Here is a 25,519-nt window from a genome sequence, read left to right as displayed (position 1 = left end):
TCGGGTTTCACTGTTTATCATCGCTATTTTTCACTATCCGGCTTTTCTATTGCGTTCTTAAAAGGTGCCTCTGATGATTAAGTTTAGTGCAACGCTTCTGGCTACGCTGATCGCCGCCAGCGTGAATGCGGCCACCGTCGATCTCCGTATCATGGAAACTACTGATTTACATAGCAACATGATGGATTTCGATTATTACAAGGATACCGCAACCGAAAAATTCGGATTGGTACGTACCGCAAGTTTGATTCATGCCGCCCGAAATGAAGTCAAAAACAGCGTGCTGGTGGATAACGGCGACCTGATTCAGGGGAGCCCTCTGGGCGATTATATGGCGGCAAAAGGGCTCAAAGACGGTGATATTCACCCGGTCTATAAAGCGCTCAACACTCTGGATTACGCGGTTGGAAACCTCGGCAACCATGAGTTTAATTATGGTCTGGACTATCTGCATAACGCGCTGGCCGGCGCGAAATTCCCTTATGTTAACGCCAATATTATCGACGTTAAAACCCAAAAGCCGCTCTTTACGCCTTATCTGATTAAAGAGACGAGCGTTATTGATAAAGACGGCAACCCGCAAACTCTTAAAATCGGCTATATCGGCTTTGTTCCGCCGCAAATCATGATTTGGGATAAAGCGAATCTGAGCGGCAAAGTTACCGTCAATGACATTACGGAAACCGCCCGGAAATATGTGCCCGAAATGCGCGAGAAAGGCGCTGATATCGTGGTAGTCATTGCTCACTCAGGCCTTTCTGCCGATCCATACCACAGCATGGCGGAAAACTCGGTTTATTACCTCAGCGAAGTTCCCGGCGTCGACGCGATTATGTTTGGCCACGCCCACGCCGTCTTCCCCGGTAAAGATTTTGCCGACATCAAAGGCGCGGATATCGCCAAAGGTACGCTTAACGGCATTCCTGCGGTAATGCCTGGCATGTGGGGCGACCATCTGGGAGTGGTCGATCTGGTACTCAACAACGACAGCGGCAAATGGCAGGTTACGCAGGCGAAAGCGGAAGCGCGGCCTATTTACGACGCCGCCGCTAAAAAGTCGCTGGCGGCGGAAGACAGTAAGCTGGTCGGTATTCTGAAAGCCGATCACGATGCCACCCGCGAGTTTGTCAGCAAACCCATCGGTAAATCCGCCGATAACATGTACAGTTATCTTGCTCTGGTGCAGGACGATCCTACCGTACAGGTGGTGAATAACGCGCAAAAAGCGTATGTGGAACACTTTATTCAGGGCGATCCGGATCTGGCGAAACTGCCGGTGCTGTCCGCCGCCGCGCCGTTTAAAGTTGGCGGGCGTAAGAACGATCCTGCCAGTTTTGTCGAAGTGGAAAAAGGCCAGTTGACCTTCCGTAACGCCGCCGATCTTTATCTCTATCCGAATACGCTGGTGGTGGTGAAAGCCAGCGGTAAGGAAGTAAAAGAGTGGCTGGAATGTTCTGCCGGACAATTTAATCAGATTGATATTCATAGCAACAAACCGCAATCGTTGATCAATTGGGATGGCTTTCGCACCTATAATTTCGATGTCATTGACGGCGTGAATTATCAAATCGATGTGTCACAGCCCGCCCGCTATGATGGCGAATGCCAGATGGTGAATCCGCAGGCGGAACGTATTAAAAACCTGACCTTTAACGGTAAGCCTGTCGACCCGAACGCTACGTTCCTGGTCGCCACGAATAACTATCGCGCTTACGGCGGCAAGTTTGCCGGTACGGGCGACAGCCATATCGCCTTTGCGTCTCCGGATGAAAATCGCGCCGTGCTGGCGGCATGGATTGGCGCAGAGTCAAAACGCGCGGGCGAAATCCATCCGGCGGCGGATAATAACTGGCGTCTGGCGCCAATCCACAGCGATACGGCGCTGGATATCCGCTTTGAAACATCGCCAGGCGATAAAGCCGCTGCCTTCATTAAAGCGAAAGGGCAGTATCCGATGAAGAAGGTTGCCGTCGATGATATTGGTTTTGCCATTTATCAGGTGGATTTGAGCAAGTAACGTGAGTCCCGTATGGCGCTGCGTTTATTCGGCCTGACTGGCAGGCCGAATAAAGCGCTAGCCGCCATCTGATAAACGCTCCCGCTGCGCCAATACCTGGGGCAAATTCAGTTCTATCCAGTCCGCCAGTGCGGCGACTTTATCGCTCACCTGCTCGCCAAGCGGCGTCAGGCTGTACTCTACATGCGGCGGAACAACTGGATATGACACCCGGTTGAGAAATCCGTCCTGTTCAAGCGCCTGTAACGACTGCGCCAGCATCTTTTCACTCACGCCTCCCATCTTGCGGCGCAGGTCGCTAAAACGGTGTGTACCGTCGCGTAACGCGACCAGAATCAGTACGCCCCAGCGACTGGTGACATGTTTTAACACCTCACGGGACGGGCACTGTTCAGCAAAGAGATTGCCTTCACGCAACTGCCGGGAAAGAGTATGAGCGCGCATTGATACTTACCTTTTTGTACGTACTTACTAAAAGTAAGTTTAGGTGGTAGCGTAATAAAACACAAGACCAACACTGAGGAGTTCACCATGATTGCTATCACTGGCGCAACGGGCCAACTGGGCCAACACGTTATTGAAAACCTGCTAAAAACGACGCCCGCCAGTCACCTCGTCGCGATCGTCCGTAACCCGAAAAAAGCCGCCCCGCTCAGTCAGCGCGGGATTGCCGTTCGCCAGGCGGATTACGCTAACGAAGCCGCGCTGACCACCGCCTTACAGGGCGTTGATAAACTGCTGCTCATTTCATCCAGCGAAGTGGGACAACGCACCGCGCAGCACCGCAACGTCATTCAGGCCGCCATTGCCGCGAAGGTGAAATTCATCGCCTATACCAGCCTGCTACATGCGGATAAATCGCCGCTGGCGCTCGCCGATGAACATATTGAAACGGAAAAAATGCTGGCTGAGTCAGGTATTCCTCACACGCTATTACGTAACGGCTGGTATACGGAAAACTACCTGGCGAGCGTCCCTGCCGCGCTGAAGCATGGCGTCTTTATTGGCGCAGCGGGAGAAGGGAAAATCGCCTCCGCAATGCGCGCTGACTATGCCGCCGCCGCCGCGTGCGTCATCCGTGAAGAGGGTCACGCCGGGAATGTCTACGAGCTGGCGGGTGATGACGCCTGGACATTAAGCCAGTTGGCGGATGAACTTACTCATCAGAGCGGAAAAAAAATCGTCTACCAGAACCTGAGTGAAGTCGATTTTGCCGCCGCGCTGAAAGGCGCAGGCCTGCCTGACGGACTGGCGGATATGTTAGCCAATTCTGACGCTGGCGCGGCGAAAGGCGGCTTGTTTGATGACAGCCATACGCTGCGTAAACTCATCGGTCGCCCGACGACGACGCTCACAGAAAGCCTTCGCTCCGTACTGTAAGTGTTAAAATTTAGTTAATTTATGTGGCATCCTCATAGACCTTCTCTGATAATGACGGAACGGTTTATGAGGAGAATCTGATGATTAGCGGCGTGCTATACGCCCTGCTGGCAGGGCTAATGTGGGGATTGATTTTCGTCGGCCCGTTAATCGTGCCGGATTACCCGGCCCTCTTACAGTCAATGGGACGCTATCTGGCGCTGGGGCTGATTGCCCTGCCGATTGCCTGGCTAGGCCGCACGCGGTTACGCCAGTTGACGCGCAAAGACTGGTCCACCGCCCTGTCGCTGACCCTGATGGGCAATGTAATCTATTACGCCTGCCTCGCCAGCGCCATTCAGCGAACCGGCGCGCCGGTGTCGACGATGATCATCGGGACATTGCCGGTCGTCATTCCGCTTTTCGCTAACGTTCTCTATAGCCAACGAGACGGCAGATTATCCTGGCGGCGTTTAGCGCCCGCGCTGGCGCTTATCGGTTTTGGCCTGCTGTGCGTCAATATTGCTGAACTTAGCCAGGGATTGTCCGATGTTAGCGGCTGGCGCTATGGTTCAGGCATTGTGCTGGCGCTGATTTCCGTAGCGTGCTGGGCATGGTATGCGCTGCGCAACGCCCGCTGGCTTCGGGAAAATCCCGACAAACATCCCATGATGTGGGCAACGGCGCAGGCGCTGGTTACGCTGCCGGTCTCGTTAATCGGCTATGCGGCGGTCTGTCTGTGGCTGAGTATCCAGAAACCGTTGTTTATCCTGCCCTTTGGCCCGCATCCCGCGCTGTTTATCGGTCTGATGATCGCCATCGCGGTGCTGTGTTCCTGGGTGGGCGCGCTGTGCTGGAATATCGCCAGCCAAAAATTGCCAACCGTGATTTTAGGGCCGCTGATTGTTTTTGAAACGTTGGCGGGACTGCTCTATACCTTCATTCTGCGCCAGGAAATCCCGCCATTCCTGACGTTAAGCGGCATTGCGCTCCTGGTGGCGGGCGTGGTCATTGCCGTGAGAGCGAAACCGGAAAAAGCGACCGTCGTTCCGGTCACGGAACGCTAATCTCATCCTGGCTTAAATTATACGCCCCCCGAAAGAGTTATAGCCTCGCCTTAAAGATGCATTTAAAGTACAACTTATATTATTGCAAATGAGGTAACGGCTATGGCTTATCGCGATCAACCTTTAGGCGAACTGGCGCTCTCTATTCCCCGCGCATCGGCGCTGTTTCGCCAGTACGATATGGATTACTGCTGCGGCGGAAAACAGACGCTGGCGCGCGCCGCCGCGCGTCACGACGTCGATATTGACATCATTGAAGCGCAACTGGCGCAATTGGCTGAACAGCCCATCGAAAAAGACTGGCGCGCCGTTCCGCTGGCGGACATTATTGACCATATCGTTGTGCGCTATCATGATCGACACCGCGAACAACTGCCGGAGCTTATCCTGCAGGCAACCAAAGTGGAACGCGTTCACGCGGATAAGCCAAACGTCCCACGCGGCCTGACAAAATATCTCACCGCGCTGCATGAAGAGCTTTCCAGCCATATGATGAAAGAAGAACAGATCCTGTTTCCCATGATCAAACAGGGTATGGGTCGCCAGGCAACGGGCCCGATAAGCGTAATGGAAAGCGAGCATGACGAGGCGGGAGAGCTGGTAGACGTCATCAAACACGTCACCCAAAATGTAACGCCGCCGCCAGAAGCCTGCACCACCTGGAAAGCGATGTATAACGGCATTAATGAGATGATTGATGATCTGATGGAGCACATCAGCCTGGAGAATAACGTGCTGTTCCCACGCGCGCTGGCCGGGGAATAATCGCCAGCCAGGCATTTTGCCGGATGGCGGCTGTAAACCGCGCCTTATCCGGCCTACAAATCAACGCTACGCTGTAAGCCCGGTAAGCGCCAGCGCTACCGGGCAAAACAATTAACGCATTCCCGCCATCCGTTTCTTACCTATCAACAGCCAGCCCAGACCCAACGCGATAAACCACAGCGGCGTCACGATCAGCGCCTGGCGCGTATCGTCTTCCAGCGTCAGTAATACCAGCACGAACGCAAAGAACGCCATACAGACCCAGCACATCAGCTTACCGAGCGGCATCTTATAGATGGATTTTTCATGCAAGTGGGGACGCTTTTTGCGGTACACCAGGTATGAACACAGAATGATGGTCCAGACAAACATAAACAGGATAGCCGAAACCGTAGTGATCATGGTGAATGCGCCAATCACGCTCGGGTTGACCATCAGCATAACCACGCCGCCCAGCAGGCAGATACAGGAGAAGGTCAGGCCTTTCGCCGGTACCGCGCGTTTCGATAGCTTAGCGAACGCTTTTGGCGCCACGCCTTCTTGCGCCAGGCCAAACAGCATACGGCTGGTCGAGAAGACGCCGCTGTTGGCGGAAGACGCCGCCGAGGTCAGCACAACAAAGTTGATCACGCTAGCGGCGGCAGGCAGACCCACCAGTACAAACAGCTCAACAAACGGGCTCTTATCCGGCACCACGGAACTCCACGGCGTCACCGACATAATGACAATCAGCGCAAAGACGTAGAACATGATGATACGGATCGGTATTGAGTTAATCGCGCGCGGCAGCGATTTTTCCGGATCTTTAGTTTCTGCGGCGGTAGTACCGACCAGCTCAATGCCCACGAAGGCGAACACCGCAATCTGGAAACCGGCAAAGAACCCGCTAATACCTTTCGGGAACCAGCCGCCGTCATTCCACAGATGCGCAAAAGACGCTTCAACGCCTGTCGGCGATTTAAAGTGCATCGCAATCATGACCAGCCCGACCACAATCAACGCCACGATGGCGACGATTTTGACCATAGCAAACCAAAATTCCATTTCACCAAACATTTTAACGGTGGCGAGGTTGAGGCTTAGCAGCAGGATCACTACCGCCAGCGAGGCGACCCAATCGGAAAGGCCGGGAAACCAGAACTGCGCGTAGGCGGTAATCGCCACCACGTCAGCCATACCGGTCACTACCCAGCAAAACCAGTACGTCCAGCCGGTGAAATATCCCGCCCAGGGGCCAAGCAGGTCGGAAGCAAAATCGCTAAACGATTTATATTCCAGATTCGAGAGCAGCAATTCCCCCATGGCGCGCATCACGAAAAAAAGCATAAAACCGATGATCATATACACAAAAATGATCGACGGTCCGGCGAGACTGATCGTTTTACCCGATCCCATAAACAGACCGGTACCAATAGCGCCGCCAATAGCGATAAGCTGTATATGACGGTTTGTAAGATTGCGCCGTAGCGACTGTTCAGCCGGAGCCTGTTCGTCGGCTGCGACTTTTACCTGATCTACCATGTTTTTCTTCCTGTACCTGTCTGTGTTGTGCGGGCTCTACGGCCTTTGGTCTATGATACGACGATCCTGTTATCAGGACTCATCGATATTAGGTAAGAATCGGCGGGATGAATACTAAGATTCAAATACAATGTTAATTTTATGTTTAAAATGAGTGTTATATCACTTTGATAATGCGAATTAGCTCACAAAAATACACGTAACGACGCCATTTGCAAAATAAAATATTGGCATCTGCTGAAGTCAGGGTTGCCGGATAAGGCGTTTACGCCGTCATCCGGCAAACCCGGAGCGCTTAGAGAATTTCCAGCAGTTCCACCTCAAACACCAGGGTGCTGAATGGCGGAATAGATGCCCCGGCCCCACGCTCGCCATAGGCCAGCTCCTGTGGGATAGTCAGTTCCCATTTGGAACCTACCGGCATCAGAGTCAGCGCTTCAATCCAGCCGGCGATCACGCCATTTACCGGGAATTCAGCCGGTTCGCCGCGCGCGACGGAGCTGTCAAATACGGTGCCATCAATAAGCTTACCGGTGTAATGCACGCGTACGCGGTCGGTACGCGCCGGAATCGCGCCTTCGCCCTGCGTCAGAACGCGGAACTGTAAACCAGATTCAGTACTGTTCACACCGTCTTTTTCGCGGTTTTCTTCCAGGTATTTCACGCCTTCGGCCGCCATCGCTTTGAAACGCTCACGACGCACCGTGTCCGCACGCTCATGAATTTCACGCAGCGCGCGATGCACCACATCAACAGGAACCGCCGGGTGTTTACCTTCCAGCGCATCAGCAATACCTGCAACCAGCGCTTCAGGCAATAGCCCTTCAAGACCGGATTCGCTAAGCTGCTGCCCTACCTGCAAACCAATGCCATAGCTCGCTTGCGCTTCAATAGTGTCAAAAGTCGGGGTGGCCATTATTTTTCCTTCATCGGATATCAAAAAAGTAGCGGGCAGCATAACAGCCACGCTTCTTCTGGTAAAACTTTGTCTCAGGGAGGATGACAAATCGCAGGGAAAAAGAAACAATAGATTATCCGTATTGATGTCACGAAAGCGGATAGCACTACCAGTATCATAGCGTTAGCCATCTATACTCTATGATTAAGGAACGAGATGCGGAGCAGGAGGTAAACCATGCCCGGGCGCTTTGAATTAAAACCAACCCTGGCGAAAATCTGGCACGCGCCGGATAATTTTCGCATCATGGAGCCGCTGCCGCCTATGCATCGTCGTGGCATTATCATTGCCGCTATCGTGCTGGTGATCGGTTTCCTGCTGCCCGCCAGCGAGACCAGCGACTCGCCTGTCGTCACGCGGGAAGCGCAATTGGATCTGCAATCGCAATCACAGCCGCCGACGGAGGCCCAGCTTCAGGCGCAACTGGTCGCGCCGCAAAACGATCCGGATCAGGTGGCGCCCGTTGCGCCGGAACCTATCCAGGAAGGCCAGCCGGAAGAACAAAACCAGCCGCAAACGCAGCCTTTCCAGCAGGATAGCGGCATCGGTCAACAGTGGCGCTCGTACCGGGTAGAGCCTGGTAAAACTCTGGCGCAACTGTTCCGTGACCACGGACTTCCCCCAACAGACGTTTATGCAATGGCGCAGGTAGAAGGCGCTGGCAAGCCGCTGAGTAATCTCAAAAATGGTCAAATGATTAAAATTCGCCAGAATGCCAGCGGGGTGGTGACAGGTTTAACGATAGATGGCGATAACGGCCAACAGGTGCTGTTTACGCGTCAGCCTGACGGCAGTTTTATTCGCGCACAGTAACGCCGGCTACGCCTTACCCCGCCTATACCCTATTCGTTCAGGTGAAGCATTACCGCTTCACCTTATTCACCCACCAAATCCCCGAACACACCAGCACCAGCGCAATCATGTATTTCCACTCCAGAATATTCTCGCCGAGGAAAATAGCCGAAAGAGCAGCGCCGGAAACCGGGATCAGAAAGTTAAACGGCGCAATCATCCCCACGCGATTATATTTGAGTAAAATGCTCCATAGCGCAAAAGCGACCGACGAGAGCAACGTCAGGTAGACTAAAATCGCCACCGACGAGAAGCCATGTATCGTCAGCGTACCGCCAAAAACGTAGCCGCCAATGACCAGTACCAGACCGCCAATCCCCAATTGATAGCCAGTCATGACCATCGGATCGACCGTCTGCGAGAGACGTTTGCCATACAACGTGGCCGCAGAAAGAATAAACGCCGCCAGCACCACGGAGCCTTCTCCCGGCAGATTAAAGCTGAAATCCAGGCCGTTGCTGACGTTCACCACCATGACGCCCGCAAAGCCCAGAATACAGCCGAGCGTTTTGTTGTAGCTCAATCGGTCGTTCTGATAAATAAAATGCGCCAGCAATACGCTGAAGAATGTGCCTGTCGCGTTCATGATTGAGCCTTTCACGCCGGAGGTAAACGCAAGGCCGATATAGAAAAAGAGATATTGCAGCGACGTCTGAGTCAGCCCCAGTAACGTTAACTGAGCAAACTGGCGCGGACGAAACCGACCAATCGGTTTACGCTGAAGCAACGCGAACAGTAGCAGCAACCCACCCGCAAACAAAAAACGATAACCAGCAAAAACAATTTTAGAAGGGATATCGTCGGTGGCTATCTGAAAGAGGTCATAACCGCTTTTGATGGCTGGATAAGCGCTGCCCCATAGCAGGCAACAAAATGCGGCACACACATAAACGACGTTTTTGCGGGCAAACGGGGAGGCCTGGCGTTGGGTATCCATTCTTTCACCAAGAAATTAAAATAATGTTTTATTTTTGATTATCGCGAAAAGAGGGGGAGATAGCCAGTCGAAAAGCGATGGGGTTAAAAAAGCAAAACGTCGGCGCTGGGCCGACGTTTCGTTGCTAGCAAAAACGAGAATGCCTGATTACTCAGCAACCACGTTGATGATAACTTTTGCGAATACTTCGCTGTGAACCTGGAAGTTCACTTCGTGTTCGCCAGTGGTACGCAGAACGCCGTTCGGCAGACGAACTTCGCTCTTAGCCACGTCAACGCCAGCTGCAGTCACAGCGTCAGCGATGTCGCGAGTACCGATGGAACCGAACAGTTTACCTTCGTCGCCTGCTTTAGACGCGATAGTAACGGTTTCCAGGGCGTTGATTTTCTCTGCGCGTGCATTTGCAGCAGCCAGAACGTCAGCCAGTTTAGCTTCCAGTTCAGCGCGACGTGCTTCGAAGTATTCAACGTTTTTCTTGGTAGCCGGAACAGCTTTACCCTGTGGTACCAGGAAGTTACGAGCATAGCCCGCTTTAACGTTAACCTGATCACCCAGGCTACCCAGGTTTGCTACTTTATCAAGCAGAATAACTTGCATTACCTTATCCTCTCAAAGTCGTATTAATGGACCGTGACCGATTACTGATGGCGATCAGTGTACGGCAGCAGAGACAGGTAGCGAGCGCGTTTGATAGCGCGAGCCAGCTGACGCTGGTATTTTGCACGGGTACCGGTGATACGGCTTGGGACAATCTTACCGCTTTCGGTGATGTAGTTTTTCAGCGTAGCGATATCTTTATAGTCGATCTCTTGAACGCCTTCCGCGGTGAAACGGCAGAACTTGCGACGACGGAAATAACGTGCCATATGGCTAGTCTCCAGAATCTATCAATTCAATCTGCTCGGCATGCAGAACCATTTTGCTCAGACCGTTCTTTGCCTTGTGGCAAGAGATAAACCCCTGAACGGTTATGCGGCTGCCGACCGTTATACTGTGAGTAATGGCCTGGTTTTCGTGTCCGCTAACAATAACGGGCATTTGGCACCACGCCTGCCGGTGAAAGCCGGCTTCCTCTTGCACAGAACGATGCTCAAGCACGAACTGGCAATGCGGAATTCCTGATGGACTGACCTTTCGAAGGGGGGCCCTGCACACGGTGCCGGACAACGCCAGACGGTTGGTCATCAGAAATTACTCTTCAGAATCCCCAGCTTCAGCATCATCTGCGGTTTCGTTAGCGAAATCATCGCGACGCTCACGGCGCTCGTCTTTCGCTTTAACCATCGGAGAAGCTTCGGTAACAGCGTGCTTAGTACGCATAACCATGCTGCGGATAACGGCATCGTTGAAGCGGAAGGTAGTTTCCAGCTCATCGATCACTTCCTGCGGCGCTTCAACGTTCATCAGAACATAGTGCGCTTTGTGCAGTTTGTTGATCGGGTAAGCCAGCTGACGGCGGCCCCAGTCTTCCAGACGGTGGATCTTGCCTTCTGCGCCAGTGATGGCGGCAGAGTAACGCTCGATCATGCCCGGAACCTGTTCGCTCTGGTCAGGATGGACCATAAAAACGATTTCGTAATGACGCATCGAATTGCTCCTTACGGATTATTCAGCCTCCTGTCTGGGTCAGCCGCGGCCCATGGAGGCAAGGAACGTGTTAAAGGTCGGCTGAAAAATGACGCGTTATAATACTGACACGCCCGGCGAAACTCAAGGCAATAGTTCGATTATTTATGTGCCTGCCGATCAGTTCTGAAATGTAAAAGATTAAGGCTGAGATACCGACCTGTTAACCACCATAACAGCTAGCGAGTTGACGATTTATCAGGCAGAAGCGGGAAATGCGGTAATTTTTTGAACAACTGCATCAGAAATGGTCGCTATCGCTCCTGCTGGTAGCGATTAAAATAACATCAGAGGTTCACAAAAAAGGAGGCAGGGCCAGGTCAGCAACCGCCGCCGAGGAGGTCACTATGTTCTTCCGTATTTTCCCCCTTCTGGCTGGATTTTTGCTCAGCGTAAATACAATGGCAGCCATTGAAATTGATAATCGTCAGGTCAGAAATATGGACGATATACAGAGCTTAGGCGTGATTTACATAAACCATAATTTCGCGACCGAAAGCGAGGCCCGCCAGGCGCTGAAAGAAGAAACTGATGCGCGAGGCGCAACGTACTACCACCCGATTTTGTTACGGGAGCCCGGTAGTAACGGCAACATGCATGCCAGCGCGGAGATTTATCGCTAGTATCAGGAAAATGCCATAGTTTTGCCCCCTGGTCAGGGGGCATTTTTTTCGCTTATCGGGTTGTTAATGGCACTTCGGCATCCGGCTCATGCGTTATGCGGTTTCGCAGATCGCGGCGCATTAATTCAATCACCCAAAACCAAAATACATGTCCCAGAATTTCAGAAGCGTACTCGTCAAAAGGAAGTTGTGTAAGCGGAGGCGTTAAGTTCAGCGCCGGGCAGAATATGCCATGCACGACAACCGTAACAATCAGCCCCGCCAGTATCCCCTGCCATAATTTAACTTTCGGGAAAATTTCCGCGACGACGCAGTAACCTATTGCGAACACCAGCGAAAAGATAATGTGAGTTACCATCACAGGGTTAATAACATGCTCAGAAAAGGTATAAACCGTTTGTGTTGGGTCAATGCCTAAATAATCCCGCAAAAAAATATACGGTGGATTAAACTCATCGCGCCCGCCGGAAAACGTTCGCGGCGGTAAAGGAACTTCCGCGCCCCATTTTACAAATGCTGAAATAATACCCGCTGCAAAACCAATTAACGCAGCTACTCCATACCGACGCCGCTGTGGGTCAGTTTTAACAAACAATCCGTTGATAGACACAGTAGTATGATTCTATAGAGTGTTATGAAAGAAGCTCCGGAATCTGACCAATTACATCCCTGAGGGATAGGATCCCGGAGCGTTGTTTTACTTCTGCCCGTAATACGCATTCGGGCCATGCTTACGCATGAAGTGCTTGTTCATCAGATAATCGTCGATGGGGTTGAGGCCAGGGTTAATACCGCGCGCAATCCACGCCATTCGCGCCACTTCCTCCATGACGACCGCGTTATGTACCGCATCGTGCGCATCTTTCCCCCAGGCGAACGGCCCGTGTTGATACACGACAATGCCTGGCGTATGCAGCGGTTCCACCTCGCCCAGCGTTTCGATAATCACCTTACCGGTGTTCAGCTCGTACTCGCCCTGCACTTCTTCTTCGCTTAACGCTCTGGTACAAGGAATATCGCCAAAGAAATAGTCCGCGTGCGTGGTGCCGAGCGCTGGAATAGCCATCCCCGCCTGCGCCCATGCCGTGGCGTGGGTGGAGTGGGTATGAACGACGCCGCCAAGCGACGGATAGCGTTGATACAGCGCCAGATGGGTAGCGGTATCGGAAGAAGGACGATAACCTCCCCCCACCACTTTGCCATCCATATCCACCACCACCATGTCATCTGCCTGCATGGTTTCATAGGCGACACCGCTTGGCTTAATTACCACCAGCCCGCGTTCGCGATCGATAGCGCTGACGTTGCCCCAGGTAAACGTCACCAGTCCATAACGGGGCAAATCCATGTTAGCGTCAAATACCTGCTGCTTGAGTTTTTGCATTAGGCTGCCTCCACCAGACCGGCGCTGGCCATGCGCGCTTTCACCCAGTCACGCGCTTTCGCTACCTCTGCCGCCGGGTTCTCTGCTGTTTCGCTCCACATCTCAATCAGATAGGGCCCGCAATAGCCACTCTGTTTGAGCGTTTCGAAGCAGCGTTCGAAATCGACAACGCCTTCGCCAAACGGCACATTTTTGAACACGCCGGGTTTAGTATCTTTGACGTGTACCGCGACGATATGCCCGATTCCCGCCTGTAGCTCCATCTGTACGTCGTTATCCCAGGCAGACAGATTGCCGATATCCGGATAGAGCTGGAACCACGGGTTATTGAGGTAGTGAGCATAGCCCAGCGCTTTACTGATGGAATTCATCAGCGGGTAGTCCATGATCTCCATCGCCAGCGTCACCTGGGCGCGGCTGGCCATATCAACGCTCTCTTTTAACCCATCGCGGAAGCGGCAACGCGTTTCGTCGTTGGCCTGCTGATAGTAAACGTCGTACCCCGCCAGTTGAATGACGCGAATCCCGACGTCCTGCGCAAACTGAATCGCTTTACGCATAATCTCCAGCCCCTGCGCCCGTACCGCGTCATCTTCGCTACCGAGTGGAAAACGACGATGCGCGCTCAGACACATGGACGGCACGCGCACGCCGGTTTCAGCAACCGCGCTCACCAGCGCCAGGCGCTGCTCGCGACTCCAGTCGAGCCGCGCCAGTCGGGCGTCGGTCTCGTCCACCGACATTTCAACGAAGTCAAAACCCAGCGTTTTCGCTAGCCGCAGGCGCTCCAGCCAGCACTCCCCAGCAGGGAGCGCTTTTTCATAGATGCCGAGCGGAATTTGTTTCGACAGCATAGCCGCTCCTTAGCCCCACAGTTGGGCAATGGAGCGTTTGAACTGCCGTGCGGCTTCTACCGGCGATTCGGCATCGCGAATGCTGCGCCCCGCGATAAAGACATGGATCGGAATGCCTTTGAACAGCGGCAGGTCTTCCAGCGCCAGCCCGCCGGTCACGGTCACTTTAAAGCCCATATCGGACAGCCGCTTAATCGCGGTAATATCCGCCTCGCCCCACGCCACGCCTGCGGCCTGCGCGTCACGGCTGCGGTGATAAACCACTTGCTGAATGCCCGCATCACGCCACTGCTGCGCCTGTTCCCAGGTCCAGTAACCGGTCAGCTCGATCTGCACGTCGCCGTTGAACTCTTTTGCCACATCCAGCGCACCTTTCGCAGTGTTGATGTCAGCGCAGCAAATGACCGTTACCCAGTCCGCGTTGGCTTCGAAACACATACGGGAGAGGATTTTACCGGCATCGGCAATTTTGGCGTCCGCCAGCACGATTTTGTGCGGATAGAGCGCTTTCAGGTCGCGAACGGCGCGCACGCCTTCGCCCACGCACAGAATGGTGCCCACTTCAATGATATCGACTTCTTCGGCAATCAGGCGAGTGGTTTCATAGGCGCTATCCATAGTCTGGTTGTCCAGCGCGACTTGCAACATCGGTAATGACATGTTCAATTCCTTCTTAAGCTGCCGCGTTGGTGCGGTCAATGAGATCCAGGACTTCCTGCGCGGTACGGCAGGCGCGTAAACGGTCAAAATTGGCTTCGTCTTCAAACAGATTAACGATCTGCATGATGCCTACTTCCTGATGGGTATTGGCGTCTACTGCCGCCATGGTGATCAGAATATCCACCGGATCGTTATCTTCGTGGTTGAACTCCAGCGGCTTTTTCAGGGTCACCAGAGAAAAACCGGTTTTCTTGACCCCTTCTTCCGGGCGGCCATGCGGCATCGCCAGGCCGGGGGCAATCACAAAATAGGGGCCAAACTGCTCAACGCCATCGAGAATGGCCTGGTAATAGCGCGGCTCCACCACGTCGGCAGCCACCAGTAAATCGACGCCGATCTTGACGGCTTCCTGCCAGGTATTCGCTTCAGCCTGCAGGCGGATAGAATTATTCTCCGCCAGTGAATCACGTAATTTCATGTTGCATCCTTACTTCACATCTTGCGGGAAATGTTCTTTGATCACTTCCAGCAGTTTCGGGCCGAAGTCAGCTGGAGAGAGCATGTTGCGCACGCCAACCACATATTTGTTGCCGGTCACGCTGATTTCGCCTGCAATATGGGTAGAAGCGATGATGATATCCGCGCCGCTCAACTCGCTTTTGTACTCGCCAACCGCGCAGCTGTTTACCGTGTGGTCAATGTTTGATTGGGTTAAAAACTGGTCCACTTTCATTTTCATGATCATGGAACTGCCTTGTCCGTTGCCACACACAGCCAGAATACGTACGGTCATAATCAAAACTCCTTATTAAGCAGACTGTTCTGCCAGTTGTTTTTCTGCATCTTCTTCTGCGCGCAGTGCGCGGCCAGCGAAGAACATATAAGCCAGTGCAATTACAATGATGACGGCCATAAAGGCGATACCGAGGGAGAAGAAGCCCTGCATCATCGGCGGTGCCAGAATCGACCAGTCCGCCATACCCATCCAGGCACTCATACCGGTGAGTTTCACCGCCCAGACGCAACCAAAGATTTCAATCATCCCCATCACCAGACAAATTTTCAGCGCCGCACGCCAGCCGCCGAAGTGGTTAGCGAACACGCCGATAGTGGCGTTAGAGAAGAACATCGGGATAAAGCCAGGAATAATCAGGATCGAGGAGCCGCAGGCAACCAGGATGCCAACCGCAATCAGCTGACCAATGGTGCCCCACATAAAGCCCCAGACCACCGCGTTCGGCGCGAAGCTATAAATAGCCGCACAGTCAATCGCCAGTACTGCGCCCGGAATCAGACGCTGGGAGATACCGTTAAAGGCCTCAGAGAGTTCTGCCACAAACATGCGCACGCCCTGAGTGATGATGAAGATCGCCACCGCAAAGGAGAAACCGGTTTGCAGGATGTAGACCGTCCAGTGCACTTTGCCCGCCATCGCCTGCACGGTGTCGATACCGAAGGAGAGCAGAATGGCACCAAAGAAGATGGTCATTACAATCGCCGTGGAGACGATGTTGTCGTGGAAAATATTCAGCCAGCCCGGCAGTTTGAGGTCTTCAACGCTTTCCTCTTTTTTGCCCAGGAACGGCGCGACTTTATAGGCAATCCAGGAAGCAAACTGCTGCTGGTGACCAATAGAGAAACCACAGCCATCGGTCACTTCCTGAGTCGGCTTATACATCATGTTGGAGGTAATACCCCAGTACAGGGAAACCAGTATCGCCGTGCAGATAATGGTGGTCCACATGGAATAGCCGAAGATATAGAAAGAGACCGCAATCAGCCCCGCCTGCTGGAACATGATGTGCCCGGTCAACATGATGGTGCGAATACCGGTAATGCGTCGCAACAAGACGTAACAAATATTCAGCGCCAGCGCGAGCAACACCGCGTAGCCTACCCAACTATACGCATCACCCATCCGTTCGATCGTTGCCATCATCGAAGCATAGGTATCGGAAATCGCGCCGTTGATGCCGTAGACCTCAGACATTTTCGCCACCACCGGTTTAAAGGTGCTGGTCAGAATGCCGGACCCGGCCTGTAGCAGCATGAAGCCAATGATGGTTTTGATCGACCCTTTGATGATCACGCTGACGCTTTTACGCAGCAGGATATAGCCCAGGCAGGTCACAATACCCAGTAATAGCGGGGCATTGGTCATTACCTGATTAAAGAAAATGGTAAAGATGTTGTAGAGGATCTCCATAACGATCTCCGGTAGACAAGGTTGCTGAGTCGCAGGCGCTCAGAATAATGTCCCTCCACTGTAATTTTCAAAAGTAATCACAACAAGATTGAATTTGATTAAATGTGACGTAGCGCGCAAATAATTAGCACACTTAATACATGGTTTACTTATAAATAACTCATTTCTTCATTAAAATAAGTAAAATCATAAAGATGAATACATCCCCATGACGCCAGAAAAGATTAAATTTTCTTCTGACTGCGTTCTCCTCTACCCAAAAGTCAAAAAATAGCCCATTGCCTTCTTGAGAAAATAGTGTCAGGATTAATCAAAACAAATCACGTTTTGAACCATTTTGAACAAACATGAAGGTAAATGCGATGAGTAAAGTACAAAGCATCACGCGTGAATCATGGATTCTGAGCACGTTTCCGGAGTGGGGAAGCTGGCTGAACGAAGAGATTGAGCAAGAGCAGGTCGCGCCGGGTACGTTCGCTATGTGGTGGCTGGGCTGTACCGGTATCTGGCTAAAATCTGAAGGCGGCACTAACGTATGCGTCGATTTCTGGTGCGGTACCGGTAAACAGAGCCACGGTAATCCGTTGATGAAAACCGGCCATCAGATGCAGCGTATGGCTGGCGTCAAAAAATTACAGCCTAACCTGCGCACTACGCCGTTTGTTCTCGATCCTTTCGCTATCCGTCAAATTGACGCCGTACTGGCGACCCACGACCATAACGATCACATTGATGTCAATGTCGCGGCTGCCGTAATGCAGAATTGCGCCGATGATGTTCCGTTTATCGGCCCGCAGACCTGCGTGGATTTATGGGTTGGCTGGGGCGTGCCGAAAGAACGCTGCATCGTGGTAAAACCGGGCGATGTCGTGAAAGTGAAAGATATTGAAATTCATGCGCTTGATGCCTTTGACCGTACCGCATTAATCACCCTGCCCGCCGATCAGAAAGCCGCTGGCGTACTGCCGGACGGCATGGATGTACGCGCGGTTAACTATCTGTTTAAAACGCCGGGCGGCAATCTCTATCACAGCGGCGATTCTCACTATTCCAACTACTACGCGAAACACGGCAACGAACATCAAATTGATGTCGCGCTCGGTTCTTACGGTGAAAACCCGCGCGGTATTACGGACAAAATGACCAGCGCGGATATTTTACGCATGGCGGAATCGCTGAATACCAAAGTGGTGATCCCGTTCCATCACGATATCTGGTCGAACTTCCAGGCCGATCCGCAAGAGATCCGCGTGCTATGGGAAATGAAGAAAGATCGCCTGAAGTATGGTTTTAAACCGTTTATCTGGCAGGTTGGCGGCAAGTTTACCTGGCCGCTGGATAAAGACAATTTCGAATACCACTATCCGCGTGGGTTTGACGATTGCTTTACCATTGAACCCGATCTACCGTTCAAATCCTTCCTGTGAGTCGATATCATGCCGGGATTACCCGGCATTTTTTCCATTTACTTTAGTATTTCCAGGCTATTTCAAATATCATCTTTTCAAATCAATTTGTATCGGAATAGCTCATGACTGAAGCACAAAGACATCAAATACTGCTGGATATGCTGGCACAGTTGGGCTTTGTTACCGTCGAAAACGTGATTGAGCGTCTGGGGATCTCCCCGGCGACAGCGCGCCGCGACATCAACAAGCTCGACGAAAGCGGGAAACTTAAAAAAGTGCGCAACGGCGCAGAGGCCATTACCCAACAGCGGCCCCGCTGGACGCCGATGAATCTGCACCAGGCGCAAAACCACGATGAAAAAGTACGCATCGCGAAAGCGGCGTCGCAGCTGGTGAACCCGGGAGAAAGCGTAGTGATTAACTGCGGCTCCACCGCTTTCCTGCTGGGGCGTGAAATGTGCGGGAAGCCAGTACAGATCATTACCAACTATCTGCCGCTGGCGAATTATCTTATCGATCAAGAACATGAAAGCGTGATTATCATGGGGGGTCAGTATAATAAAAGCCAGTCGATTACCCTGAGCCCGCAGGGAAGCGAAAACAGTCTCTATGCGGGCCACTGGATGTTTACCAGCGGAAAGGGCTTAACCGCGGATGGCCTGTACAAAACCGATATGCTAACCGCCATGGCGGAACAAAAAATGCTCAGCGTCGTCGGGAAACTGGTCGCGCTGGTCGATAGCAGTAAAATTGGCGAGCGCGCGGGAATGCTGTTCAGCCGCGCCGATCAGATCGCTATGCTGATTACCGGCAAAAATGCCAATCCGCAGGTTTTGCAACAGCTTGAAGCCCAGGGTGTAAGCATACTCCGCGTTTAAAGATACTGTCGGAAAAACGCTACCGTCGCCGACAACGCTTCTGGCGTAATGCGATGCCGCACGCCTGCGGCCCATAAACAGGTCACATGCTTATCCAGCTTCGCCCCGGCGAGTGCCTGCTGGAGCCGGAAGGTTTCGATAGCAGGCACCACGTCATCCTCCTGACCATGCCACAACAGAAGCGGCCTGTCGGCCAGTTGCTCTAACTGGTGTGTGACTTCCCATTCACGTAGCGGCGCGATGATATTGTCGAATTCCGCCTGCTGCGCCGGGTTCTGCGGGGATAACGGCGGGAAAAGCGTCCGGGCGAGCCCGGTAAAATAGCCCGACCCCATTAAACTGGCCCCGCATTTTACCTCCCGGTGACGCGTCATAATGCCCAGCGCCGTCATACCGCCCATGGATGCGCCGCCCACCGCTAACCGCCCGTCAAGTAGCCAATTTTCCGCCTGAATCGCCGCACGTAACGTCGTAAATTCCTGCATGTTTTGGTGCAGAATCTGCCAGAATCGGCGTATCCGTCCCTGTGAGTCGCCGCCGAAGCGAGCGCCATGCTCCGGCGCATCCGGCATGACTACCCGGAATCCTGCCTGTGCCAGGGCAACGGCAAAATAACTATAAACCAGGCTGGAGGAGGTGAAGCCATGATAGAACACCACACAGGGAAGCGGCACGGCGCGTTTCCCTTCCGGGAAGGCATGTAGTACGACGCCTCCGGCTAATTGTCGTGTTTCAATCGCTATCATTATTCTCTCCTTTTTATCCGGTATGCCACGGAGAAATACTTAACGCAAGTTTATGGATAGCGCAATAATTCATAATGTTTGAGAACTGGGTTACGCTTTCGCAACGTTTTCATTCGAAAATCGCGTGACAGGTAACACTTCGGGAACATTCCCCCTAAAGGGAAATCAATAAGGCATTACACTATGATTATCAGGAAACGAGATAGAGTTATGCGTCGGTTTGCTTCATTGATAGCAGCGCTGTTATTAAGCGCGTGTAGCGTGCTGCAGGGTACGCCGCAACCTGCGCCGCCTGTCGCCGATCACCCGCAGGAAATCCGTCGCGATCAAACGCAAGGACTACAGCGGATGGGGACCGTAAGCGCGCTGGTTCGGGGCTCCCCGGATGATGCTATAGATGAAATCAGAGCGAAAGCCGTCGCTGCGAAAGCCGATTATTACGTTATCTTAATGGTTGATGAAACGGTTGTAACCGGCCAGTGGTATTCACAAGCCATTTTGTATCGTCAATAACAGTAGATTGATTTTTAGTCAGTTTTACATTGCTTTGCGTCCCTATGCGTTTACCTGTGCACAATAAACAAACAGGTTTACCGTGATGGAGCGTCCTGTTAAATGCGGGGTATGTAATAAGGAGCTGACGATGAAACAAGAACTTGCCTTATCCTCACTGCTGCTTTCTGCCGGACTGGTGAGTACGACGGCACAGTCTGCCGAATTCGCCAGTGCTGACTGCGTAACGGGTCTGAATGAAATCGGCCTGATCTCGGTCAGTAATGTTGCAGGAAACCCACAGGATGTAGAGCGGATTATCGCCCTGAAAGCCGATGAACAGGGTGCGTCCTGGTACAGAATTATTCAAATGTATGAAGAACAACAGTCGGATAACTGGCGCGTACAGGCGATACTCTATGCCTGATGCCGCGTGGCTCGCGCCGGATGGCATGTACTACAGGCCAAACGTTACCGCAGTCCCCCGGTCGCCCTTAACAGTAAATCATTTTGCACCTGGGCAGGCAGCGGCATTTCGCCGCGTGTATCTAGCATCATCTGACACCACGCTTGCGCCAGCGGCGGCGAGGCATGACGCAGCATTTCCGCTCCGCATCCCAGCAGGAAAAGCTGCTGCGTAATCTCTCTGCCCATTGCTTCGTCCGGTTTGCGTAAACGTTGCTGTAGCTGACGTACCGCGCGGTCGTAATGGCGATCCTGACCTTTGACTTCCGCAAAAGCTTCACTCAATACGTCATCGACGCCGTGTTGTTTTGTCAGCACTCGAAGTACATCCAGACACATGATATTGCCGGAACCTTCCCAGATACTGTTCACCGGCATTTCACGGTACAGGCGCGGGAGTTCGCTCTCTTCGCAATACCCCATCCCGCCGAGAACCTCCATCGCCTCTGCCACAAAAGGGATTCCCTGCTTACAGATGGCGAATTTCGCCGCTGGCGTGAATAATCGCGCCCATAATGCCTCTTTCGCCTCGCGACGTTGCTCCCAGGCGCGCGCCAGCCGAAACAAAAGCGCCGTCTGCCCCTCCAGGCATAGCGCCATACGACTTAAGGTTTGTCGCATCAACGGTTGTTCGATCAGCGGCTTACCAAAAGCCTGACGCTGATGAGCATGGTAAATCGCGACTGAAAACGCACGCCGCATTAAGCCATGACTCCCGAGCGCGCAGTCAAGACGCGTCATACCGCCCATCTTTAAGATATGCCGAATTCCTTCGCCCTCTTCTCCCAGCCGCCAGCCGACGGCATCCTGAAACTCGACTTCGGCGCTGGCATTAGATCGATTACCGAGTTTATCTTTCAGGCGTTCAAGACGAACAGAGTTCCGTTGCCCGTCTGGCAGGAAACGCGGCACAAAGAAACAGGATAGTCCTCCTTTTGCCTGCGCCAGCACGAGGTGCGCATCACTTTGCGGCACAGAGAAAAACCATTTATGTCCCACCAGCCGATATGAATCATCCGCCAGCCGCTCCGCGTGGGTCGTATTACTGAGTACGTCCGATCCGCCCTGCTTTTCCGTCATTCCCATGCCGATAAGCAGGCCCCGTTTTTGCCCGCCCGGCAGCAAATGCGAATCGTAGCGATCGCTGCGCAGCGGCACCAGCCAGTCATGGAAAGTGGCGGGAAGCATCTGCAATAGCAACGGTGTCGCGGCAAAGGTCATCGTGACAGGACAGAGTGTTCCCGCTTCTACCTGAGCATGTAACACAAAACGCGCCGCCCGGGCGACAAAGCTTCCCGCCCTTGCCTCCTCCTCCCAGGCCAGATTATGTACCCGATTGGCGCAAAGCCCCTGCATCAACAGATGCCAGGCGGGATGAAAGCGAACGTCATCCAGACGCTGTCCCAGGGGATCGTAACGCAGCAACTCAGGAGGATGCGCGTTCGCCAGACGACCCAGTTCCAGTGATTCCGCCGTTCCCAGTTGTTGGCCAATGCTGGCGAGAAGATCGCTATCCCATCCCGCGCCTTCCCGGGAAACCGCTTCACACAGCGCGCCATCAGACAGGAATAAGTTACTGTTATTGAGCGGAGCAGGTTGATTAAAGACGGTATGTGTTTGCCAGGACATGGTGTCTCCCTCCTTCAATGGCGCTGAAGTCAAGTATGGTCATGACTGCGCCATTGACGCCGGAGCAAGATCACAAAAGTATGATTAACCGGCAATATAATGTGGGACGAAACGGGAAGTGTCCTTGGTAATTAGCGTATTGTCCTCGCGAATCCCCATCCCGGCGGCTTCATCGTCAATGATCCAACTGCCAATCAGCGTATAGCTATCGCCAAAGCGCGGCAAAGGCTGAAACGCCTGGTAAATCATCGGCTCGTCAGCGTAGTCGCCGTCGGCATGATCGATAACATTTTGCCGCTCGTCGAAAATCGTGACGTTGCCGCCTTCACGTGAATAAATCGGCTTCCGCACGCTGCTTTCACCTGGCGCTGCGAGCGATTTTTCGCCCTCAAACCAGGCCGGCAGCAGATTCGGATGGCCTGGGAAAAAGCGCCACAATAACGGCAACAGCCCTTTGTTACTCAGAATACTTTTCCACAATGGCTCAATCCATTGCTCACGCCGTTTTCGCAGTAGCGGGCCGTTGTCGTCGCGCATCATCCATTCCAGCGGGTAGAGCTTAAAGGCGCGGCGAATCACGTTATCGTCCAGATCGGTCAGCACGCCGCCTACGCCAAGCCCCAGTTCTTCAATATAGATAAATCGCGTTTCCTGGCCCGCCTGCTGCGCGCAATCCTGAAGGTACAGCACCGTCGTACGATCTTCGTCGGTATCTTCACAACAGCAAAAGTAGAGCGGTTCCCGACTGTATAGCTCGCTGAAGCGGGCGATCAGCCGCTCCTGTATCGCGTTGTATTGATCGGCATCACGCGGAATGGCGCCGCTACGACGAGCATCCTCCAGCCATAGCCATTGAAAGTAGGAGGATTCATAGAGCGATGTCGGCGTATCCGCGTTGTATTCCAGCAATTTAACCGGATCTTTGCCGCACCAGACGAAATCCATCCGCCCGTAAAGCGAAGGATCGCGGCTGCGCCAACTTTCGGCGATGACATCCCAGTACAATGGCGGGATCGCCAGCTGCTGCATGATCTGCTCATCCCGGACGGCCCGCTCGACAATCTCCAGACACATCTGATGAAGCTCTGCGGTCGGTTTTTCGATCTGTTCTTCAATTTGCCGTAATGTAAAACGGTAGGCCCGGCTTTCATCCCAGTAAATTTCGTTATCGATAACATGAAAGTCAAAACCGTGATCGCAGGCGATCTTATCCAGATCCCGGCGTACCGATACGTTATGTCGTAGCATGGTTAGCCTCCCCAGTGCCCGCGGGCGCTGGAAGAACGGCCATAGCCGCCGCGGGAGACGGTGGACGCTTTCCGTGTGATATAACCAGGGCTGGTCGCGGTATCGCTTTTCCCGGTACCGCTGCGCCACGCATAATCGCCGGACGTGGTGCGCCAGACGGGACGGGAGGCGTAGGATGAACCGCCGCTGCTATAGATGTATTGTTCGTCACGGTTTTGACGAATCGCGCGGCTGAGCAAAAAGCCGCTTAATACCGGAACCCAACTCCGATCGGTGCTATCAAAGTAGCAATCGCCAAACTGCGACTGACAGCGCTCCTGCGTCAATTGCTTAGGCACATTCGCGTAAAATTCTGTTTTCGCATTATTCCAGCCGTCAGCGCAAACGCTGGCACTATTGCCATCGTCAATACAGTCGTTCACCGTGGCGTAAAACGTCCCATCGCCGTCGTTGTCAGTATTGCCGCCATCACCGCACCCTTTCAGGAGAAAAAAGGCCGCTCCGCCCATAATCGCCAGCGTCAGGCATTTTGGCGTGTAGCGATTTCGTTGCCGCTCAAAGGGATTAACCGGTTCGGCTATCCGTCTTATTGCCGAATGGCCTACGCCGGATGTTCTTCTGGATTTTCGTTTTTTTGCCATGATCTTCCGTTACCATGTCATACAGGCAGCGTTAAAAATACCGCCAGCCAGCGCTGCGGTTCCCATAAATAGCCCCGCCGCCACGTTGTGATGAATAATTTTTTCGCTCAGCGTAGGCATGTATAACCTTACGCAGCCATAAATCAGCAGTTGAATCACCAGCGCAATGCCGCCCCAGGCAAAATAGTCCGGGATGCTGACCGAGTTTATCGCCGCGCTGGATAAGGGGATGACATAGCCCAGCAACGTACCGCTAAAGGCCAGCGATGCCGCAGTATTGTTATTTTTTATCAACTGCCATTCATTATGCGGCGTTATCTTTGAGTAAATAAAAAGAAATGCGATGACCATTGCCGCGCCAATAAAAAAATAGGCGCAGAAAGCCAGTAATGCGTCCAGTATATGCATAATTGTCCTGTATGTGCTTAACCAATAACCGTCAGTGAGGTGAGCGGGATGTCCACGCCGAGCGCGCGCGAAAACACCCATTCAGGCTCACCGCGTTCGTTAAATGATTCTTCCCCGTTCAATAGAAGATACTCCCAGGCGTCATCCGTCACCTGGCGCTGGAAGCCCATCGTAAAATTGTGAACGTCCCATTTCTCTGCCTGCTGATTTTCAACCTTTTCCAGCATGTAGACAGGTTCAATATTGCCCGGCTCTTCATGGTTAAAAAAGCGCTGCCAGCGCCGTTCTTGCCAGTTGAGCGTCATCGGCCCTATTGCCGCTGGCGCAATGGCTGAACGCCAGTGATGTTCCTCGTTAATACCGAAACTTTCCTCATATACAAAGAGTTTGATGTCATCAATGTCGTCAACATCCGTGCCGCCAGTGGTGTTAATTTGCAGAAACTCATCGCCAGAAGTGTAGTAGCGAAAAATCTGACTGCCGCCGCCTAAATCTATGCGACTCGCTGCCGCGACAGTGTATTTTTCACCCGGTAGCTCTACCAGCAACGACGACTTCAGTAGCCGGAATGCCAGCGTATCCAGCGTGAAACCGGCGTTAAGATGTAATCCTAATGGTCCGCGAATCGGCGCTGGCGCGCTTGTTTTACCGAGCAAACGCTGAAAAAATTGCATCATAGGGGAACCTCTATCTCTTGCCATGCGACCTCTTCAGCCAGAATGCGATTGTCGTTAGGCATAATGCCATTTGAGATCGCGCATTCATGTGCCGTCT

Annotated in this window: 31 protein-coding genes; 10 read left to right on the top strand and 21 right to left on the bottom strand. The window is 52.9% G+C overall.

What is annotated here, in order from left to right; translation table 11 throughout:
• Positions 1–73 precede the first annotated feature (73 nt).
• Positions 74–2,017 (top strand): bifunctional 2',3'-cyclic-nucleotide 2'-phosphodiesterase/3'-nucleotidase, encoded by a 1,944-nt coding sequence (locus tag ACLJPE_RS12955; RefSeq protein WP_000589377.1) that lies wholly within the window; start codon positions 74–76, stop codon positions 2,015–2,017.
• Positions 2,018–2,074: 57 nt separating this feature from the next.
• Here ACLJPE_RS12955 and ACLJPE_RS12950 read toward each other — a convergent pair whose 3' ends face one another.
• Positions 2,075–2,461, bottom strand: a complete 387-nt coding sequence (locus tag ACLJPE_RS12950) for a winged helix-turn-helix transcriptional regulator (protein WP_001201297.1) — start codon at positions 2,459–2,461, stop codon at positions 2,075–2,077.
• Positions 2,462–2,548: 87 nt separating this feature from the next.
• Between ACLJPE_RS12950 and ACLJPE_RS12945 the strand changes: the two genes are divergently transcribed.
• From ACLJPE_RS12945 to ytfE, 3 genes are all read left to right on the top strand, one after another.
• Positions 2,549–3,397, top strand: a complete 849-nt coding sequence (locus ACLJPE_RS12945) for an SDR family oxidoreductase (RefSeq protein ID WP_000560614.1) — start codon at positions 2,549–2,551, stop codon at positions 3,395–3,397.
• A gap of 80 nt (positions 3,398–3,477) precedes the next feature.
• Positions 3,478–4,443, top strand: coding sequence for a DMT family transporter (locus ACLJPE_RS12940; protein ID WP_000623288.1), 966 nt, complete (start codon positions 3,478–3,480; stop codon positions 4,441–4,443).
• A 102-nt stretch (positions 4,444–4,545) separates the two neighbouring features.
• Positions 4,546–5,208 (top strand): iron-sulfur cluster repair protein YtfE, encoded by a 663-nt coding sequence (gene ytfE / locus ACLJPE_RS12935; protein WP_000331471.1) that lies wholly within the window; start codon positions 4,546–4,548, stop codon positions 5,206–5,208.
• A gap of 111 nt (positions 5,209–5,319) precedes the next feature.
• Here ytfE and cycA read toward each other — a convergent pair whose 3' ends face one another.
• Positions 5,320–6,729 (bottom strand): D-serine/D-alanine/glycine transporter, encoded by a 1,410-nt coding sequence (gene cycA, locus ACLJPE_RS12930; RefSeq protein ID WP_000228322.1) that lies wholly within the window; start codon positions 6,727–6,729, stop codon positions 5,320–5,322.
• A 295-nt stretch (positions 6,730–7,024) separates the two neighbouring features.
• Positions 7,025–7,645, bottom strand: coding sequence for an FKBP-type peptidyl-prolyl cis-trans isomerase (gene fklB, locus ACLJPE_RS12925; RefSeq protein ID WP_000235164.1), 621 nt, complete (start codon positions 7,643–7,645; stop codon positions 7,025–7,027).
• A 219-nt stretch (positions 7,646–7,864) separates the two neighbouring features.
• Here fklB and ACLJPE_RS12920 point away from each other — a divergent pair, with 219 nt between their 5' ends.
• A complete protein-coding gene (locus ACLJPE_RS12920) occupies positions 7,865–8,500 on the top strand; it encodes an OapA family protein (RefSeq protein ID WP_001119446.1) in 636 nt (211 codons plus the stop codon).
• A gap of 49 nt (positions 8,501–8,549) precedes the next feature.
• Here the strand turns inward: ACLJPE_RS12920 and ACLJPE_RS12915 are convergent, their stop codons facing one another.
• From ACLJPE_RS12915 to rpsF, 5 genes are all read right to left on the bottom strand, one after another.
• On the bottom strand, positions 8,550–9,476 hold the full coding sequence (locus tag ACLJPE_RS12915; protein WP_000381075.1) for a DMT family transporter: 927 nt from the start codon (positions 9,474–9,476) through the stop codon (positions 8,550–8,552).
• A 147-nt stretch (positions 9,477–9,623) separates the two neighbouring features.
• Positions 9,624–10,073 (bottom strand): 50S ribosomal protein L9, encoded by a 450-nt coding sequence (gene rplI, locus ACLJPE_RS12910; protein WP_001196065.1) that lies wholly within the window; start codon positions 10,071–10,073, stop codon positions 9,624–9,626.
• A gap of 41 nt (positions 10,074–10,114) precedes the next feature.
• A complete protein-coding gene (gene rpsR / locus ACLJPE_RS12905; protein WP_000135199.1) occupies positions 10,115–10,342 on the bottom strand; it encodes a 30S ribosomal protein S18 in 228 nt (75 codons plus the stop codon).
• A 4-nt stretch (positions 10,343–10,346) separates the two neighbouring features.
• A complete protein-coding gene (gene priB, locus ACLJPE_RS12900; protein WP_001519453.1) occupies positions 10,347–10,661 on the bottom strand; it encodes a primosomal replication protein N in 315 nt (104 codons plus the stop codon).
• Positions 10,662–10,667: 6 nt separating this feature from the next.
• Positions 10,668–11,063 (bottom strand): 30S ribosomal protein S6, encoded by a 396-nt coding sequence (gene rpsF / locus ACLJPE_RS12895; protein WP_001216673.1) that lies wholly within the window; start codon positions 11,061–11,063, stop codon positions 10,668–10,670.
• A gap of 386 nt (positions 11,064–11,449) precedes the next feature.
• Here rpsF and yjfY point away from each other — a divergent pair, with 386 nt between their 5' ends.
• Positions 11,450–11,725 carry a DUF1471 family protein YjfY gene (yjfY, locus tag ACLJPE_RS12890; protein WP_023215145.1) on the top strand — a complete coding sequence of 92 codons (276 nt, stop codon included), beginning with the start codon at positions 11,450–11,452 and terminating at the stop codon, positions 11,723–11,725.
• A 52-nt stretch (positions 11,726–11,777) separates the two neighbouring features.
• Here yjfY and ACLJPE_RS12885 read toward each other — a convergent pair whose 3' ends face one another.
• From ACLJPE_RS12885 to ulaA, 7 genes are all read right to left on the bottom strand, one after another.
• Positions 11,778–12,335: a YagU family protein gene (locus ACLJPE_RS12885; protein WP_000026294.1), complete on the bottom strand. Its 558-nt coding sequence runs from the start codon at positions 12,333–12,335 to the stop codon at positions 11,778–11,780.
• Between the two features lie 87 nt (positions 12,336–12,422).
• On the bottom strand, positions 12,423–13,109 hold the full coding sequence (locus tag ACLJPE_RS12880) for an L-ribulose-5-phosphate 4-epimerase (RefSeq protein WP_001170774.1): 687 nt from the start codon (positions 13,107–13,109) through the stop codon (positions 12,423–12,425).
• Positions 13,109–13,963, bottom strand: a complete 855-nt coding sequence (gene ulaE / locus ACLJPE_RS12875; RefSeq protein WP_000949530.1) for an L-ribulose-5-phosphate 3-epimerase UlaE — start codon at positions 13,961–13,963, stop codon at positions 13,109–13,111. Before ulaE ends, ACLJPE_RS12880 begins: the two co-directional genes overlap by 1 nt.
• Positions 13,964–13,972: 9 nt before the next feature.
• On the bottom strand, positions 13,973–14,623 hold the full coding sequence (gene ulaD, locus ACLJPE_RS12870; protein ID WP_000056761.1) for a 3-keto-L-gulonate-6-phosphate decarboxylase UlaD: 651 nt from the start codon (positions 14,621–14,623) through the stop codon (positions 13,973–13,975).
• A 13-nt stretch (positions 14,624–14,636) separates the two neighbouring features.
• Positions 14,637–15,101 (bottom strand): PTS ascorbate transporter subunit IIA, encoded by a 465-nt coding sequence (gene ulaC / locus ACLJPE_RS12865; protein WP_000776531.1) that lies wholly within the window; start codon positions 15,099–15,101, stop codon positions 14,637–14,639.
• 9 nt (positions 15,102–15,110) lie between these two features.
• Positions 15,111–15,416, bottom strand: coding sequence for a PTS ascorbate transporter subunit IIB (gene ulaB, locus ACLJPE_RS12860; RefSeq protein ID WP_000218358.1), 306 nt, complete (start codon positions 15,414–15,416; stop codon positions 15,111–15,113).
• Positions 15,417–15,431: 15 nt separating this feature from the next.
• Positions 15,432–16,829 (bottom strand): PTS ascorbate transporter subunit IIC, encoded by a 1,398-nt coding sequence (gene ulaA, locus ACLJPE_RS12855; RefSeq protein WP_410966012.1) that lies wholly within the window; start codon positions 16,827–16,829, stop codon positions 15,432–15,434.
• A gap of 362 nt (positions 16,830–17,191) precedes the next feature.
• Here ulaA and ulaG point away from each other — a divergent pair, with 362 nt between their 5' ends.
• A complete protein-coding gene (gene ulaG, locus ACLJPE_RS12850; protein ID WP_000049161.1) occupies positions 17,192–18,256 on the top strand; it encodes an L-ascorbate 6-phosphate lactonase in 1,065 nt (354 codons plus the stop codon).
• A gap of 104 nt (positions 18,257–18,360) precedes the next feature.
• Positions 18,361–19,116 carry an HTH-type transcriptional regulator UlaR gene (ulaR, locus tag ACLJPE_RS12845; protein ID WP_000133620.1) on the top strand — a complete coding sequence of 252 codons (756 nt, stop codon included), beginning with the start codon at positions 18,361–18,363 and terminating at the stop codon, positions 19,114–19,116.
• On the opposite strand, the gene yjfP is transcribed toward ulaR, so the two are convergent.
• On the bottom strand, positions 19,113–19,862 hold the full coding sequence (yjfP, locus tag ACLJPE_RS12840) for an esterase (RefSeq protein ID WP_031601791.1): 750 nt from the start codon (positions 19,860–19,862) through the stop codon (positions 19,113–19,115). The genes ulaR and yjfP overlap by 4 nt on opposite strands.
• A 183-nt stretch (positions 19,863–20,045) precedes the next feature.
• Between yjfP and bsmA the strand changes: the two genes are divergently transcribed.
• Both bsmA and yjfN read left to right on the top strand, forming a co-directional pair.
• Positions 20,046–20,375, top strand: coding sequence for a biofilm peroxide resistance protein BsmA (gene bsmA, locus ACLJPE_RS12835; protein WP_000586836.1), 330 nt, complete (start codon positions 20,046–20,048; stop codon positions 20,373–20,375).
• A 130-nt stretch (positions 20,376–20,505) separates the two neighbouring features.
• Positions 20,506–20,781, top strand: a complete 276-nt coding sequence (gene yjfN, locus ACLJPE_RS12830) for a DUF1471 family protease activator YjfN (RefSeq protein WP_001518964.1) — start codon at positions 20,506–20,508, stop codon at positions 20,779–20,781.
• A gap of 44 nt (positions 20,782–20,825) precedes the next feature.
• Here yjfN and ACLJPE_RS12825 read toward each other — a convergent pair whose 3' ends face one another.
• The 5 genes from ACLJPE_RS12825 to ACLJPE_RS12805 form a co-directional block, all read right to left on the bottom strand.
• Positions 20,826–22,448: an isovaleryl-CoA dehydrogenase gene (locus tag ACLJPE_RS12825; RefSeq protein ID WP_023207459.1), complete on the bottom strand. Its 1,623-nt coding sequence runs from the start codon at positions 22,446–22,448 to the stop codon at positions 20,826–20,828.
• A gap of 84 nt (positions 22,449–22,532) precedes the next feature.
• Positions 22,533–23,696 (bottom strand): glutathionylspermidine synthase family protein, encoded by a 1,164-nt coding sequence (locus ACLJPE_RS12820; protein WP_039513722.1) that lies wholly within the window; start codon positions 23,694–23,696, stop codon positions 22,533–22,535.
• Positions 23,697–23,698: 2 nt separating this feature from the next.
• Positions 23,699–24,337 carry a DUF1190 domain-containing protein gene (locus tag ACLJPE_RS12815; RefSeq protein ID WP_031601793.1) on the bottom strand — a complete coding sequence of 213 codons (639 nt, stop codon included), beginning with the start codon at positions 24,335–24,337 and terminating at the stop codon, positions 23,699–23,701.
• 9 nt (positions 24,338–24,346) lie between these two features.
• Entirely contained in the window at positions 24,347–24,745 is a 399-nt protein-coding gene (locus tag ACLJPE_RS12810) for a DUF350 domain-containing protein (protein ID WP_000547736.1), read from the bottom strand.
• 17 nt (positions 24,746–24,762) lie between these two features.
• The gene (locus ACLJPE_RS12805; protein WP_072102265.1) at positions 24,763–25,446 is read right to left on the bottom strand and encodes a YjfK family protein; all 684 of its coding nucleotides are present in this window, start codon (positions 25,444–25,446) and stop codon (positions 24,763–24,765) included.
• Positions 25,447–25,519: the final 73 nt, after the last annotated feature.

The sequence above is a fragment of the Salmonella sp. SAL04196 genome (assembly GCF_046550835.1).
GTDB lineage: Bacteria > Pseudomonadota > Gammaproteobacteria > Enterobacterales > Enterobacteriaceae > Salmonella > Salmonella enterica.
The sequence above is the reverse complement of the archived record's forward strand: the minus strand, read 5'-3'. Positions and strand labels throughout refer to the sequence as shown.

Coding starts and splice junctions, on each gene's coding strand:
- cycA (WP_000228322.1), bottom strand. CDS start 6,729: ATGGTAGATCAGGTAAAAGTCGCAGCCGACGAACAGGCTCCGGCTGAA.
- ulaG (WP_000049161.1), top strand. CDS start 17,192: ATGAGTAAAGTACAAAGCATCACGCGTGAATCATGGATTCTGAGCACG.
- yjfP (WP_031601791.1), bottom strand. CDS start 19,862: ATGATAGCGATTGAAACACGACAATTAGCCGGAGGCGTCGTACTACAT.
- ACLJPE_RS12880 (WP_001170774.1), bottom strand. CDS start 13,109: ATGCAAAAACTCAAGCAGCAGGTATTTGACGCTAACATGGATTTGCCC.
- ytfE (WP_000331471.1), top strand. CDS start 4,546: ATGGCTTATCGCGATCAACCTTTAGGCGAACTGGCGCTCTCTATTCCC.
- ulaD (WP_000056761.1), bottom strand. CDS start 14,623: ATGTCATTACCGATGTTGCAAGTCGCGCTGGACAACCAGACTATGGAT.
- ACLJPE_RS12810 (WP_000547736.1), bottom strand. CDS start 24,745: ATGCATATACTGGACGCATTACTGGCTTTCTGCGCCTATTTTTTTATT.
- ulaA (WP_410966012.1), bottom strand. CDS start 16,829: ATGGAGATCCTCTACAACATCTTTACCATTTTCTTTAATCAGGTAATG.
- priB (WP_001519453.1), bottom strand. CDS start 10,661: ATGACCAACCGTCTGGCGTTGTCCGGCACCGTGTGCAGGGCCCCCCTT.
- ACLJPE_RS12815 (WP_031601793.1), bottom strand. CDS start 24,337: ATGGCAAAAAAACGAAAATCCAGAAGAACATCCGGCGTAGGCCATTCG.
- rpsF (WP_001216673.1), bottom strand. CDS start 11,063: ATGCGTCATTACGAAATCGTTTTTATGGTCCATCCTGACCAGAGCGAA.
- ulaR (WP_000133620.1), top strand. CDS start 18,361: ATGACTGAAGCACAAAGACATCAAATACTGCTGGATATGCTGGCACAG.
- ACLJPE_RS12940 (WP_000623288.1), top strand. CDS start 3,478: ATGATTAGCGGCGTGCTATACGCCCTGCTGGCAGGGCTAATGTGGGGA.
- ulaE (WP_000949530.1), bottom strand. CDS start 13,963: ATGCTGTCGAAACAAATTCCGCTCGGCATCTATGAAAAAGCGCTCCCT.
- bsmA (WP_000586836.1), top strand. CDS start 20,046: ATGATTATCAGGAAACGAGATAGAGTTATGCGTCGGTTTGCTTCATTG.
- rpsR (WP_000135199.1), bottom strand. CDS start 10,342: ATGGCACGTTATTTCCGTCGTCGCAAGTTCTGCCGTTTCACCGCGGAA.
- ulaB (WP_000218358.1), bottom strand. CDS start 15,416: ATGACCGTACGTATTCTGGCTGTGTGTGGCAACGGACAAGGCAGTTCC.
- ACLJPE_RS12820 (WP_039513722.1), bottom strand. CDS start 23,696: ATGCTACGACATAACGTATCGGTACGCCGGGATCTGGATAAGATCGCC.
- ACLJPE_RS12950 (WP_001201297.1), bottom strand. CDS start 2,461: ATGCGCGCTCATACTCTTTCCCGGCAGTTGCGTGAAGGCAATCTCTTT.
- ACLJPE_RS12805 (WP_072102265.1), bottom strand. CDS start 25,446: ATGGCAAGAGATAGAGGTTCCCCTATGATGCAATTTTTTCAGCGTTTG.
- ACLJPE_RS12825 (WP_023207459.1), bottom strand. CDS start 22,448: ATGTCCTGGCAAACACATACCGTCTTTAATCAACCTGCTCCGCTCAAT.
- ACLJPE_RS12915 (WP_000381075.1), bottom strand. CDS start 9,476: ATGGATACCCAACGCCAGGCCTCCCCGTTTGCCCGCAAAAACGTCGTT.
- ACLJPE_RS12920 (WP_001119446.1), top strand. CDS start 7,865: ATGCCCGGGCGCTTTGAATTAAAACCAACCCTGGCGAAAATCTGGCAC.
- fklB (WP_000235164.1), bottom strand. CDS start 7,645: ATGGCCACCCCGACTTTTGACACTATTGAAGCGCAAGCGAGCTATGGC.
- ulaC (WP_000776531.1), bottom strand. CDS start 15,101: ATGAAATTACGTGATTCACTGGCGGAGAATAATTCTATCCGCCTGCAG.
- ACLJPE_RS12945 (WP_000560614.1), top strand. CDS start 2,549: ATGATTGCTATCACTGGCGCAACGGGCCAACTGGGCCAACACGTTATT.
- rplI (WP_001196065.1), bottom strand. CDS start 10,073: ATGCAAGTTATTCTGCTTGATAAAGTAGCAAACCTGGGTAGCCTGGGT.
- yjfN (WP_001518964.1), top strand. CDS start 20,506: ATGAAACAAGAACTTGCCTTATCCTCACTGCTGCTTTCTGCCGGACTG.
- yjfY (WP_023215145.1), top strand. CDS start 11,450: ATGTTCTTCCGTATTTTCCCCCTTCTGGCTGGATTTTTGCTCAGCGTA.
- ACLJPE_RS12955 (WP_000589377.1), top strand. CDS start 74: ATGATTAAGTTTAGTGCAACGCTTCTGGCTACGCTGATCGCCGCCAGC.